Below are 12636 nucleotides of genomic sequence, written 5' to 3' on the forward strand. Positions count from 1 at the left end.
CAGCTTGGGGATCCCACCCAGCTCAGACCGATGGGTCGTGTGGGCTAGGCACGGAGGTATCCACCGTGATGCCGTGCAGGCGGTGGGCCTTGGGATCGAAATCCTTCGGGAAATGGGTATAGGCATCGACATCTGCGTGATCCAACAAGGCTCCTTCTAAGAGCGCCCCTCGGAAATCGCTGCCAAAGAGGAGACATCCCCGCAGATCGGCTCCCGATAGGTTAGCTCCGCTGAAGTCGGCATAGCTGAGATCGCACCCCCGCAAATTGGCCCCCGCCAAGTTGGCCCCACTGAAATCGGCATAGCTGAGATCGGCGCCAGCCAAATGGATCCCCTGCAGCTCAGCCCCCTGCAAATCGATCTCCCGAAAATCGCGCCGTCCTGAGGCATACTGGCTGACCAGATCCGCAGCGCTACAAACAGTCATGATCATCGGGCCTCCTCGGTTATCGATGGGGGATCCCTTCCATCGACCCCGGTATGGGCGGACTTCAGGGATCCCCAGGCTGGTCTTTTAGCAGTGTTGATGGAACGTGCGGTTAATGACATCCAGTTGCTGCTCGCGGGTGAGCTTGATGAAGTTCACCGCATAGCCGGAAACCCGGATGGTGAGCTGTGGGTAGAGCTCCGGGTGCTCCATGGCATGCAGCAGGGTCTCGCGGTTGAGAACATTGACGTTGAGGTGGAAACCGCCATCCCGCATGTAGCCATCCAGCAGCCCCACTAGATTGGCAACCCGCTCCTCCGCTGTGCGACCTAGGGCCGCCGGCACAATCGAGAAGGTGTTGGAGATCCCATCCAGAGCGTCGTCGTAGGGCAGCTTGGCCACCGAAGCCAGCGACGCCACCGCCCCCTTGGTGTCCCGGCCGTGCATGGGGTTGGCCCCTGGGGCAAAGGGCTCGCCCGCTCGCCGCCCGTCGGGGGTGTTGCCGGTTTTCTTGCCGTAGACCACGTTGGAGGTGATGGTGAGGATGGACTGGGTGGGGATGGCATTGCGGTAGGTCTTGTGCTTGCGCAGCTCGGCCATGAAGGTCTGCACCAGTTGCACCGCAATGGAGTCAACTCGGTCGTCGTTGTTGCCGTATTTGGGGAAGTCGCCCTCCACCGCGTAATCCACCACTAGGCCCCGCTCATCCCGGATGGCCCGTACCCGCGCGTATTTGATGGCGGATAGGGAGTCGGCTGTTACCGACAGGCCAGCCAACCCAAAGGCCATGGTGCGCAGCACGTCCCGGTCGTGCAGGGCCATCTCCAGGCGCTCGTAGCAGTACTTGTCGTGCATGTAGTGGATGATGTTCATGGTGTTGACGTAGGTTTTGGCCAGCCAGGCCATCATCTGCGCCATGCGCGGCCACACCTCGTCGTAGTCCAGGACATCGGCGGTGATGGGGGCGAAAGCAGGAGCCACCTGCTCGCCGGAGATCTCATCCCGACCGCCGTTGATGGCATAGAGCAGGCACTTGGCCAAGTTCACCCGCGCTCCAAAAAACTGCATCTGCTTGCCGATGCGCATGGCCGACACACAGCAGGCGATGCCGTAGTCATCCCCCCAGTAGGGGCGCATCAAGTCGTCGTTTTCGTACTGGATGGAGCTGGTTTCAATGGAGACCTTGGCGCAGTAGCGCTTGAAGGCTTCCGGCAGCCGCTCCGACCAGAGCACGGTCAAGTTGGGCTCGGGCGCTGGGCCAAGGTTGTAGAGGGTATGCAGCATGCGGAAGCTGGTTTTGGTAACCAAAGGCCGCCCATCCAGGCCCATGCCGCCGATGCACTCGGTAACCCAGGTGGGATCCCCGCTGAATAGCTCGTTGTACTCGGGCGTGCGCAAAAACCTGACCATGCGCAGCTTCATAACAAAGTGGTCAATGAGCTCCTGGGCCTCTTCCTCGGTGAGGATCCCGGCCTGCAGATCCCGCTCGATGTAGATGTCCAGGAAGGTGGACACCCGCCCCAAGGACATGGCCGCCCCGTTTTGCTCCTTGACGGCTGCCAGGTAGGCCAGGTACAGCCATTGGATGGCTTCGCGGGCGTTGGCTGCCGGACGGCCCAGGTCAAACCCGTAGCGGGATCCCATCTCTTTCAGCTCTTGTAGGGCCTTAATCTGCTCGGAGAGCTCCTCCCGCAGGCGGATGGTCTCTTCGTCCATCGTGTCCAGGTCTAGACTGGCTTTTTGGGCCTGCTTGTCTTCGATGAGCCGATCCACCCCGTAGAGGGCCACCCGCCGGTAGTCCCCAATGATGCGACCCCGACCGTAGGCATCGGGCAGGCCGGTGATAATCCCGGAGCGGCGGCAGCGGCGCATCTCTTCGGTATAGGCGTCAAAAACGCCGTCGTTGTGGGTTTTGCGGTACTGGGTAAAAATTTCCTTGGTGCGGGGATCCAACTCGTAGCCATAGGCTTTGAGGGAAGACTCCACCACGCGGATGCCGCCAAAGGGCATGATGGCCCGCTTCAGGGGTTTGTCCGTCTGCAGCCCCACAATTTGTTCCAGCTCTGGGTCGATATAGCCAGGGGCGTGGCTGGTGATGGTAGAGGGAACGGCAGTATCGGCATCTAGGATCCCTCGCTCTCGCTCCAGAGCCATCAAATCCTTGACCTTGGCCCACAGCCGCTGGGTGCGCTCGGTGGCTGCAGCTAAGAAGGTTTCATCACCGGTGTAGGGGGTGTAATTCCGTTGAATAAAGTCTCTGACATCGATGCAGCGCTGCCAGGATCCCGTTGCAAAATCGCTCAAAACTTTTTGACCGGCTGCGTTGGATCCTGTCCTTGGTTCCGCCTTCAATTCTGTAGGTGATGCTACAGAACGCTGCACACTGGCAACCATAACAATCCTCCCGGCTATTACGCCTGATAATCTATCGACAGGGCGAGGTGACACCTCGGCAGTTGCCCCACGCAGGCTTAAAAAAGAGCCAAAGAACTACCCAATCTCTGCAAGGCTTCCAGGGATCCTACGAAGGGCTTTTAGCAACTCCTCTGTTTCTTTTTTGGGCGTTCTAAATACACCTCGCCTAATCCAATTTTAGTCCCTTGCGCTCTGAGGATATTTTCGGTCGCGTGGTTTTTTAATCTTATTTTTATCCTATTTTTTAACACTGTCTTAATGCCTTCTTAATGTTGTTTTACGCTTTTCCATCGGCAAATGGCGGGCCTATGCTGAGGTAGGGCGGCCCAGGTCGTCTGTTGCCGTGAGAACGTCAGGATACTCGGCCTTTGCCTTAGCAGTGCCTTGCTCTATGAACCAGTCCAATCGAATCGTCCAAGGGATCCATCACCTGCACTTCTATCTTTGGGATCTGCCCCGTTGGCAGGAACACTTTTGTCAAGTTTGGGGCTTCCGAATGGAAGGACAGCTCGGCAGTACCCTCTGTCTGCGTCAGGGATCCCTGCGCTTGCGCCTGTCTCAGCCTGCTTGCCCTGGGGATGAGGTGGATCGCTATTTACAGCAACATTCCCCTGGCGTGGTGGATGTGGCCTTGGCGGTGGAGGAGCAAGAGCTGTTGGGCTTGGCAGAGCTTTTGCAGAGGCGAGGAGCCCAAGTGGAGTGGATCCCGGCAGAAGACGAAGGCTGCCCTGCTCTGTGCCTGCGCACTCCTTATGGACTCAGGCATTCTTTGATCCCCAGCTCAGGGATCCCCGATTCAGCTCCCGCCGAGGAGAACCTGTTTTCCCACTGGGATCACCTGGTATTGAACGTGGAGCAGGGATCCCTGCAGGCAGCGGCGGATTGGTATGAGCAGGTGCTGGGTTGGCGGTCTCTGTATCGCTATAGCATCCGCACCAACACCTCTGGCCTAGAAAGTGTGGTGGTGGGAGATCCTGAAGCCGGGATCCAGTTGGCCATCAACGAGCCCACCTGTGCCGCTTCCCAGATCCAGGAGTTTTTGGATGCCCATCATGGCCCTGGCCTGCAACATGCGGCGTTGCACAGCTCAGATGTCTTCGCCAGTGTGCGCCGGCTGCGACAGGGAGGCGTAAACTTTCTGCAGGTGCCACCGGAGTACTACACAAACCTGGCAAGGGAGCTGGCCTCTGGAGCAGTACTCCCTTCTGGTGGGTTGCCCACCATCTCCTGGCACGACTTGGTGGAGCAGCAGCTCCTTTTGGATACCACCTTGCCTGCCTCTGATTCCCGACACCCCCCCCTGTTGTTGCAAACCTTCACTCAGCCTCTGTTTGGCCGGCCCACGTTTTTTTTCGAGGTCATCCAACGGTTGGGTGGAGCCACAGGCTTTGGCGAAGCCAACTTTCAAGCCCTGTTTGAAGCTCTAGAACGCCAACAGCGACAACGGCAGCAAGCCCTGGTCTGCTAACACCCTTGAGCACCAGGGGAATGTCTCCAGTTAATCAACACGATTGATTGCCCCTGAGTTTCCAGCCAATATTCGGGTATGCGGAAGGCGTTGACATCCTCCCCGGCCTGAAGGCCGGAGATTCCTACCACGCTGCGCATGGATGGCTCCTTGCGCAGTCGTCTCGGCGGGTTCCTGCTTCCGACCGCCCGTGCAGTTCGATCCACAGGCCATCCGGGCTGACACGGGTGGTTCACCCACCCGCATCCCGACCGCAGCGTCGGTCGTGTCCTGCCCTTCGTCTCGCAACATTTGCATCCCGCGAGAAAGGATGTTGATCGCGCCGACCACATCGGCGTTGCCCTCGAACCCACATTCCGCGCATTTGAACCTGGCTTGCGTAGGGCGATTGTCCGCCGACACATAGCCGCAGCACGGGCAGGTGCGGCTCGTGTTCTGCGGCGGCACGACAATGAGTCTGCCACCTTTCCAGGCCAGCTTGTAATCCAGCTGGCGACGGAACTCGTACCACCCCTGATCGAGGATGGACTTATTCAGCCCCGACTTGGCGCGGACGTTCTTCCCAGGAGCATCTGCCGTACCTGCCGCCGACTTGGACATGTTGCGCACCTGCAAGTCCTCGATACACACAATCGCGTGGCTTTTGCAAATCGCGGTCGAGACCTTGTGCAGGAAGTCGCGGCGGGCGTTGGCCATCTGAGAATGAATACGCTGGAGGCGGGCTTTCGCCTTCTTCCAGTTGTTGCTGAACTTGACTTTGCGGGAGAGCGCTTGCTGTGCCTTGCGCAAGCGCGCCTCGTGCCGCTTGAAGCTGTTGAGGGGCGCATAGAACGTGCCGTCCGACAGCGTGGCAAAGCGGGTGATGCCCATATCTACGCCTACCGCACCGCCGGTTGGAATGGGCTGCTCGACCTCTCGCTCAGTCTGAATCGACACAAACCACTTGCCGCAGGACTGGCTGACGGTGACGTTCTTCACCGTACCCAGCACTTTTCGGCTGTTGCGGTAGCGCAGCCAGCCCAGTTTGGGCAGGAAGATGCGGCTGTTGGCCTGGTCCAGCTGGATTTGCTTGGGGTCGGGATAACGGAAACTGTCCGACCGGCCCTTCTTCTTGAACTTCGGGAAGCCGGCGCGCTTGGCAAAGAAGTTGGCGTAAGCCCGCTCCAAATCCTGGAGCGCCTGTTGCAGCGGGTGAACCGGCGCATCGCCCAGCCACGCCGTCTCTGTGCTATTGCGCCATTCAGTGAGCAGCTTGCACAGCTCGGCGTAGCCAAGCTTCTTCTCGCCACACTCGTAGCGTTCTTTCTGTAACGCCAGCGCCTTGTTGTAGACGAACCGGCACGAGCCAGCGAAGCGGCGCATGAGTCGCACCTGCTGGCCGTTGGGCAGCAATTCGTACTTGAAGGCTTGAAGTCGTTGCATCGCTCAATCGTATTCTTGGCCTATGCGTGATGACAACGATATTCACATGGCCGGCACTGCGTTTTTAAAGGGCGTCGGCTACGGTCGGCGCTATCCTTCCCTGCCCTGAAGGACGGGGCTTGCCGCGCCTTTTGGTCAGCGGTGCGGAGCACTTTGGAGGCCAAGGCGGGGGCGGTAGTCTATAATCCTGCCAATTCCCCTAATGCGTTCGCGCCAGCGGTGCGGAGCACTTTCGTCGCCATGACTGAGGCTGTCTCTACTGCCGATTCTGCCTTGCTGACCGTACAAGGGCTGCGGGTTTTCTTGCCCAGCCGTGCAGCTGGCGAGCCCTCGGGATCCCCGGTGGTGGACGGGCTGTCTTTCCAGATCGGGATCGGCCAGACCTTAGGCCTGGTGGGGGAGTCGGGATCCGGCAAAACCATGACCGCCCTGACGCTGATTGATCTGCTGCCCAGCTCGGCCCGGGTGGAGGGCAAAATCCTCTTCAAGGGCCCCAACGGAACGGTGGACTGGCTGCAGTTGGATCCCCGGCAACGGCGGCGCTATCGCGGATCCCAGATCGCCATGATTTTCCAGGAGCCGAGCACCGCCCTCAACCCCCTCTACACCTGTGGCCAGCAGTTACAGGAGACCTTGAGGGCCAACACCTCCCTGAGCCCGGCGGAGATCCGCGCCCAAGCCATTCGCCTGTTTGAGGAGGTGCAGCTTTCTCCCCAGATGCTGGAGCGCTACCCTCATCAGCTCTCCGGCGGCCAAATCCAACGGGCGGCCATCGCCTGTGCCATCGCCTCCAATCCCCAACTGTTGATTGCCGATGAGCCGACCACCGCTCTAGATGTTACGGTGCAAGCGGAAATCCTGCGCCTGCTCTGGGAGCTGCAGCAGCACCGGCAGATGGCCATCCTCTTCATCACCCACGATCTCAATTTGGTGGCCGAACTGGCAGATCAGGTGGTGGTGATGCGCCGGGGCCAAGCTGTGGAACAGGGATCGGTGGAGCAGATCTTTCGGGATCCCCAGCATCCCTACACCCGCGGCCTGTTGGCCTGTCGCCCGGTGTTGGAGCGGCGGTTGCGGCGGTTGCCCACCGTCCAGGATTTTCTGGAAAAAGGGGGATCCCCAGAGGAGCAGTGGCAGCAGGTGGAGATCCCGGCTGCCGTTCGCGTAAGCGGGACGGAGTCCTTAGAGGAAGAACGGCTGCGCCGGCTGTACAGTCAGCCCCCCCTGTTGCAGGTGCAGGATCTGCGAACCCACTACGCCGTCCGTCGAGGGCCATTTGGCCGCCAGGTGGGCGAGATCCGGGCCGTGGATGGGATCACCTTTGACCTCTACCCCGGAGAGACCTTGGGGCTGGTGGGAGAATCCGGCTGCGGCAAAACCACCCTGGGGCGAACCCTGTTGCGCCTGGTCCGTGCCAGCTCTGGCCAGGTGATCTACGACGGCGAGGAGCTGCTCCGCTTGCCGCCCCAACGCTTACGTCGTCTCCGCCGCGAGATTCAGCTGATCTTTCAGGATCCGGCAGCCTCACTGGATCCGCGCATGAGTGTGGGAGCCAGCGTCATAGAGCCGATGGCCCTGCACGGGATTGGGAGAAATGCTGCTGAGCGACGAGCACGGGCCCAACGCCTGTTTGAACGGGTAGGGTTGGATCCGGAAGCGCTGGATCGCCTGCCCCACCAGTTTTCCGGAGGACAGCGGCAGCGGATCTGTATTGCCCGCGCCCTGGCCTCGGAGCCCCGCCTGATCGTCTGCGATGAGGCAGTGTCTTCCCTGGATGTCTCCGTGCAGGCCCAGGTGCTGAACTTGCTCAAGGATCTGCAGGAGGAACTGGGGTTGGCCTACCTGTTCATCTCCCACGACCTGAGCGTGGTCAAGTTCATGAGCGACCGCATCATGGTCATGAACCGGGGCCGCATCGAAGAGCTTGGCCCCGCTTCCCAGATCTACCAGCAGCCGCAGCAAGACTACACCCGCCGCCTCATCGCCGCGTTCGCGCCAGCGGTGCGGAGCACTTCCCCCAAAGGGAGATCCGTTCGCGATAGCGGGCCGTAGGCCTTAAAAACGCACCCATTTGCCCCAAACGGGTTGAAAAGTTTCCCCTGCATCCGGCTCCGGGCTGGGCAACCCTGCGGGTTAACTTCGCAGTAAGATTTGCAATGAGGCTAAAATTAAGTAAACTTCCAGTCGTAAAGCTTCGGCTCTTTGTTAGCACATTTAACAAAACGTTTTATCCGCAGTTTGGGCTGCAACCGGCTATGGCTCGCATACTCATTATTGAGGACGACCCTTCGATTCTGGATATCCTGCGCATCAATCTGGAGTTGGCGGGCTACGAGGTTGTGAAGGCCACCGATGGGGTGCGCGGACAAGCACTGGCTCTGCAAGTTCTCCCCGATCTGATCATCCTCGACCTGATGCTGCCCCAGGTAGATGGCCTGACCGTTTGTCAGCGCTTGCGGCGGGAGGAGCGCACCAGCGAGATCCCGATTTTGATGCTCACCGCCCTCGGCCAAACCCAGGACAAGATCGAGGGCTTTAATGCCGGTGCCGACGACTACCTGACCAAGCCTTTTGAGGTGCAGGAGCTGCTGGTGCGGGTGCGGGCCCTGCTGCGTCGCTCAGACCGGATCCCACAGGCGGCCAAGCATGGGGAGATCCTCACCTATGGCCCTCTCACGCTGGTGCCGGAGCGCTTTGAGGCGTTGTGGTTCGGCAAAACGATCAAGCTCACCCACCTGGAGTTTGACCTGCTCCACTGTCTGATGCAGCGACATGGGCAGACCGTTTCCCCCAGCGAAATCCTGCAGGAGGTGTGGGGCTACGAGCCCGACGACGACATCGAGACCATCCGTGTTCACATCCGCCACCTGCGCACCAAGCTGGAGCCGGATCCCCGCCACCCCCAGTACATCAAAACCGTCTATGGGGCGGGCTACTGTCTGGAGTTGCCCAACATTGCCGATCCCGTCCCACCGCAGCCAGAGCTGGCGAAAGATTCCCACAAATAATGATTCTTTCATGATTCTTGAGGATGCTGCTCACGCAACTGCTAATCTAGGGGATGCCCTGCTGCAGATTGCGCTCTGAGATCTATGCCTGGTGCCATTCGGTATTTGATGTGCCCACCCGATCACTACGAGGTGGACTATGTGATCAACCCCTGGATGGTGGGGAATGTTCACCGCTCTTCGCGAGAACGGGCGTTGCAGCAGTGGCAGGCTCTCTATTCGCATCTCTCGCAACGGGCGGAGGTGAAGCTGATCCAGCCGGTGCCGGGATGGCCGGATATGGTGTTTACGGCGAATGCTGGGCTCATCCTGGGATCCAAGGTGGTGCTGAGCCGTTTTTATCACCCAGAGCGGCAGGGGGAACAGCCCCATTTCAAGGCTTGGTTTGAGGAACAGGGCTACACCGTCTATGAGCTGCCGCCGGCCCTGGCTTTTGAGGGGGCAGGAGATGCTCTGTTGGATCGGGCAGGGCGCTGGCTGTGGGCGGGCTACGGCTTTCGCTCCATGTTGGAGTCTCACCCCTACTTGGCCAAGTGGCTGGGGATCGAGGTGTTGTCTTTGCGGCTGGTGGACGAGCGGTTCTACCACCTAGACACCTGCTTTTGCCCCCTCTCCGAAGGCTATTTGCTTTACTATCCACCGGCTTTTGATGCCTATTCCAACCGCCTGATCGAGATGCGGGTGCCCCCTGAAAAGCGGATCCCGGTTCAGGAGGCGGATGCCATTCACTTTGCCTGCAATGCCGTGGATGTGAACGGCACGATCTTGGTGAATCGGGTCAGCCCAGAGCTGGAAGCCGCCCTACAGGAGCGGGGATTTGCGGTGGTGCAGACGGAGCTGACGGAGTTCCTGAAAGCCGGTGGGGCGGCCAAGTGCTTGACATTGCGCCTCGACGAGACGGTGGCTCCCCAAACCGATCCGGTGGCCACAGTGCTCAGCCGGACGGTGACCCTCCAGGGACATTTGGTGGACAGCGATCTGCTCACCAGGGCCGTCGATTGCATTGTGGACAATGGCGGCAGCTTCCAGATCCTCAAGTTTCAGCTTGGGGAAAAACGGCAGAGCACTTCCACGGTGGAACTGGCCGTTTCCGCTCCCACCGAAGAGACCCTGGATACCATTCTCAGCGCCTTGATCGAGCAGGGGGCCCGTCTCTCGGAAGAAACCCAGCAAGATGCCCGTCTGGAGCGGGTAGAGAAAGCAGGGGTAGCGCCCGACGATTTTTATGTCACCACCATCTACCCCACGCAGGTGCGGGTGGCCGGCCAGTGGATCCCGGTGCAGCGTCAGCGCATGGATGGGGTGATCGTGGTCAAGGGATCCGATTGCAATGGCAAGACGGAGTTTTCAGCCTATTGCACCCTGATTCGAGATTTGCAGGTGGGGGATGCCGTGGTGTGTGGGGTGGAAGGGATCCGCACCGTGCGCCAGGCCAGCAAAGAGCGCTCTTCCCAGGAGTTTACCTTTATGGGATCGGGGGTCTCCAGCGAGCGGCGGGTGGAGATCCTGGTGGAGCAGATTGCCTGGGAGCTGCGGCAAATCAAGGAGCGGGGCGGCAAAACGGTGGTGGTGGCAGGGCCGGTGGTCATCCACACAGGCGGCGGATCCCACTTGGCTACCCTGATTCGGGAGGGCTATGTGCAGGCGCTGTTGGGGGGCAATGCCATTGCCGTTCACGATTTGGAGCAGAATCTCTACGGCACCTCGCTGGGGGTGGATCTGTCGCGGGGCACGCCGGTCAAGGGCGGCCACAAGCATCACCTCAAAACCATCAACCTCATCCGCAAGTACGGCAGCATCCGAGCTGCGGTGGAAGCGGGCGTGATTACCGGCGGGGTGTTCTACGAGTGCATTCGCGCTCAGGTGCCCTTCTCCCTGGCGGGATCCATCCGCGACGATGGGCCGCTGCCGGATACGGAGATGGATCTGATCAAGGCCCAACAGGATTATGCGCGGCTGCTACAGGGGGCCGACATGGTGTTGATGCTCTCCAGCATGTTGCACTCCATTGGTGCCGGGAACATGACGCCTGCCGGGGTCAAGCTGATCTGCGTGGACATTAACCCGGCAGTGGTGACCAAGCTGGCCGATCGGGGATCCCTGGAGTCGGTGGGGATTGTTACCGATGTGGGCCTGTTCTTGAGTTTGTTGGTGCAGCAGTTGGCGCGTTTGGGGCAGGCGTATGAGCGCCCGCAACCTGCTCTTGCCGCCCGCTAGCCACCCCATCCATAAGCGCTGTTATCTTTTGGGATCCTTAAACTGGGATCCTCAAGCCTCAAAAGGGTATGCCTTTTATTAGCCTGTTGACGGATTTTGGCCTGCAGGATCCCTATGTGGGCATTATGAAAGGGGTGATTCATACCCTTTCCCCACAGGCTCAACTCATCGACCTCAGCCATGGGATCCCGCCTCAGGATGTGGCAGCGGCTCGCTTTGCCCTGATGACGGCCTATCCCTACCTGCCGTCGGGCACCATTCACCTGGCCGTTGTGGATCCAGGGGTGGGGAGTAGCCGCCGGGCGGTGGCCATCCAAACCGAGACGGGCTTTTTGGTCGGCCCCGACAATGGCCTGTTCAGCGGCGTTTTGGCCCAAACTCCGGCGCTGGCTGCTGTGGAACTCAACCGGCCCCGCTATTGGCGCACCCCCTCTCCCAGCCGCACCTTTCATGGGCGGGATATTTTTGCCCCAGTTGCCGCCCATTTGGCCAACGGGATCCCTTTGGCGGAGCTGGGGGATCCCCTAGACGTAGCAGAACTAACCCGCTGGGAGTGGCCGCCACCCCAGATGGAGACCAACGGCTGTCGCGGCCTGGTCCAGGCCATCGACCACTTCGGCAACGGCATCACCAACCTGCCTGGACAGTGGGTGGAAGGTCGAAGCTGGAGCGCCTGGATCAAAGGGATCCCCGTCCGCTCCGTGGCCACCTTTGCTGAGGGAGAAGTTGGGGAAGTGCTGGCCCTGGTGGGCAGCTCCGGCTGGGTGGAGATCGTGCAAAACCGAGGCAATGCCAGCCGGGCGCTGGATTTTAAGGTGGGAGATGAGGTGCGCGTGCAGTGGATCCTCACCCCCAGCCCCTCTCCCGAAAAGAGGGGGATCCTAGGCAGGTTGGCTTTCCACCGTCACGGCTTCCGTCGGAGTAGTGGGGTTTGAGGCGCCCACTTGGACTTTGATCACCCGCGCTGCGTCGGCTTTGGGCAGAGTGAGGGTGAGGATGCCGTCGCGATAGGTGGCCGAGACTTTCTCCGGCTGGATGCGGCGGGCCAGCTTGAGGATGCGTTGAAAAGGTTGGGGCTCCACTTCTTGGTAGCGCAATTCAGCACCTTCAGGGCCGTGAACCTGGATCTCGCCGCTGATGGAGAGCTGTTGAGCCGTGGCCTCGATGTGGAAGCGTTCCCGATTGGCACCGGGCACCCACAACTGGACGGTGTAGGCTTCGCCGCTCTCCCAAACCTGCAGAGGAGTGGGCAGGAAGGAGCGAGAGCGTCCCCGGTTGGGCTCCGCTTGCAGAGCTTGTACCTCGAAAAGCGGGCTGAAGTAAAGAGTTGCCATAGTGTCTCCTAGGGTAAATAGGCTAAGTCATCAATGGAGTTGAGGGAAGCGAAGAGATCTCGGCAAAGAAGGCTTGGCCTGCACTTGGGATTTGAATTCACAAAATCCTGCTCTGATCATCCAAGAAAGCCATCCCAGCGAGGGAGGGCAAACCGATCTGCGATAGGCAGGATCCCCTCACCTCATGGGGAAGAGGGATGAAAACAAACAGGGCAATCCAATGGTTCACCAAATTTTCGGGCTGGAGGCGCGCACCATAGCCGCAGGCTTGGTGTCGGGAGGAAAGCCCTCCTCCATATAGGTTTGCTGGTCAAAAGTCTGGATAAACTACAATAAGCCCATGAG

At 59.9% G+C, this 12636-nt stretch carries 9 protein-coding genes; 5 read left to right on the top strand and 4 right to left on the bottom strand.

The features are described from left to right. Window positions 1-22: 22 nt before the first annotated feature. Both ACVWZU_RS10325 and pflB read right to left on the bottom strand, forming a co-directional pair. On the bottom strand, window positions 23-433 hold the full coding sequence (locus ACVWZU_RS10325; protein ID WP_457444747.1) for a pentapeptide repeat-containing protein: 411 nt from the start codon (window positions 431-433) through the stop codon (window positions 23-25). Between the two features lie 81 nt (window positions 434-514). Next, entirely contained in the window at window positions 515-2821 is a 2307-nt protein-coding gene (gene pflB / locus ACVWZU_RS10330; protein WP_457444749.1) for a formate C-acetyltransferase, read from the bottom strand. A 412-nt stretch (window positions 2822-3233) separates the two neighbouring features. Between pflB and ACVWZU_RS10335 the strand changes: the two genes are divergently transcribed. After that, the gene (locus tag ACVWZU_RS10335; RefSeq protein WP_457444751.1) at window positions 3234-4310 is read left to right on the top strand and encodes a 4-hydroxyphenylpyruvate dioxygenase family protein; all 1077 of its coding nucleotides are present in this window, start codon (window positions 3234-3236) and stop codon (window positions 4308-4310) included. Window positions 4311-4340: 30 nt separating this feature from the next. Here ACVWZU_RS10335 and ACVWZU_RS10340 read toward each other — a convergent pair whose 3' ends face one another. Next, window positions 4341-5732, bottom strand: a complete 1392-nt coding sequence (locus tag ACVWZU_RS10340; RefSeq protein ID WP_457444753.1) for an RNA-guided endonuclease InsQ/TnpB family protein — start codon at window positions 5730-5732, stop codon at window positions 4341-4343. A 240-nt stretch (window positions 5733-5972) separates the two neighbouring features. On the opposite strand from ACVWZU_RS10340, the gene ACVWZU_RS10345 reads away from it, so the two are divergent. The 4 genes from ACVWZU_RS10345 (at window position 5973) to ACVWZU_RS10360 (ending at window position 11892) form a co-directional block, all read left to right on the top strand. Next, window positions 5973-7784 carry an ABC transporter ATP-binding protein gene (locus ACVWZU_RS10345; RefSeq protein ID WP_457444755.1) on the top strand — a complete coding sequence of 604 codons (1812 nt, stop codon included), beginning with the start codon at window positions 5973-5975 and terminating at the stop codon, window positions 7782-7784. Between the two features lie 203 nt (window positions 7785-7987). Then, on the top strand, window positions 7988-8740 hold the full coding sequence (locus tag ACVWZU_RS10350) for a response regulator transcription factor (RefSeq protein ID WP_011431916.1): 753 nt from the start codon (window positions 7988-7990) through the stop codon (window positions 8738-8740). Window positions 8741-8824: 84 nt separating this feature from the next. Beyond that, entirely contained in the window at window positions 8825-10957 is a 2133-nt protein-coding gene (argZ, locus tag ACVWZU_RS10355; protein ID WP_457444757.1) for a bifunctional arginine dihydrolase/ornithine cyclodeaminase, read from the top strand. Window positions 10958-11025: 68 nt separating this feature from the next. Further along, on the top strand, window positions 11026-11892 hold the full coding sequence (locus tag ACVWZU_RS10360; RefSeq protein ID WP_414351982.1) for an SAM hydrolase/SAM-dependent halogenase family protein: 867 nt from the start codon (window positions 11026-11028) through the stop codon (window positions 11890-11892). Here the strand turns inward: ACVWZU_RS10360 and ACVWZU_RS10365 are convergent. Further along, on the bottom strand, window positions 11839-12291 hold the full coding sequence (locus ACVWZU_RS10365) for an Hsp20/alpha crystallin family protein (protein ID WP_011431920.1): 453 nt from the start codon (window positions 12289-12291) through the stop codon (window positions 11839-11841). The two genes, ACVWZU_RS10360 and ACVWZU_RS10365, sit on opposite strands and share 54 nt — an antisense overlap. Between the last annotated feature and the right edge of the window lie 345 nt (window positions 12292-12636).

Source organism: Thermostichus sp. MS-CIW-26, from assembly GCF_054059115.1.

Coding starts and splice junctions, on each gene's coding strand:
- ACVWZU_RS10340 (WP_457444753.1), bottom strand. CDS start 5,732: ATGCAACGACTTCAAGCCTTCAAGTACGAATTGCTGCCCAACGGCCAG.
- ACVWZU_RS10350 (WP_011431916.1), top strand. CDS start 7,988: ATGGCTCGCATACTCATTATTGAGGACGACCCTTCGATTCTGGATATC.
- ACVWZU_RS10365 (WP_011431920.1), bottom strand. CDS start 12,291: ATGGCAACTCTTTACTTCAGCCCGCTTTTCGAGGTACAAGCTCTGCAA.
- ACVWZU_RS10325 (WP_457444747.1), bottom strand. CDS start 433: ATGATCATGACTGTTTGTAGCGCTGCGGATCTGGTCAGCCAGTATGCC.
- argZ (WP_457444757.1), top strand. CDS start 8,825: ATGCCTGGTGCCATTCGGTATTTGATGTGCCCACCCGATCACTACGAG.
- ACVWZU_RS10335 (WP_457444751.1), top strand. CDS start 3,234: ATGAACCAGTCCAATCGAATCGTCCAAGGGATCCATCACCTGCACTTC.
- pflB (WP_457444749.1), bottom strand. CDS start 2,821: ATGGTTGCCAGTGTGCAGCGTTCTGTAGCATCACCTACAGAATTGAAG.
- ACVWZU_RS10345 (WP_457444755.1), top strand. CDS start 5,973: ATGACTGAGGCTGTCTCTACTGCCGATTCTGCCTTGCTGACCGTACAA.
- ACVWZU_RS10360 (WP_414351982.1), top strand. CDS start 11,026: ATGCCTTTTATTAGCCTGTTGACGGATTTTGGCCTGCAGGATCCCTAT.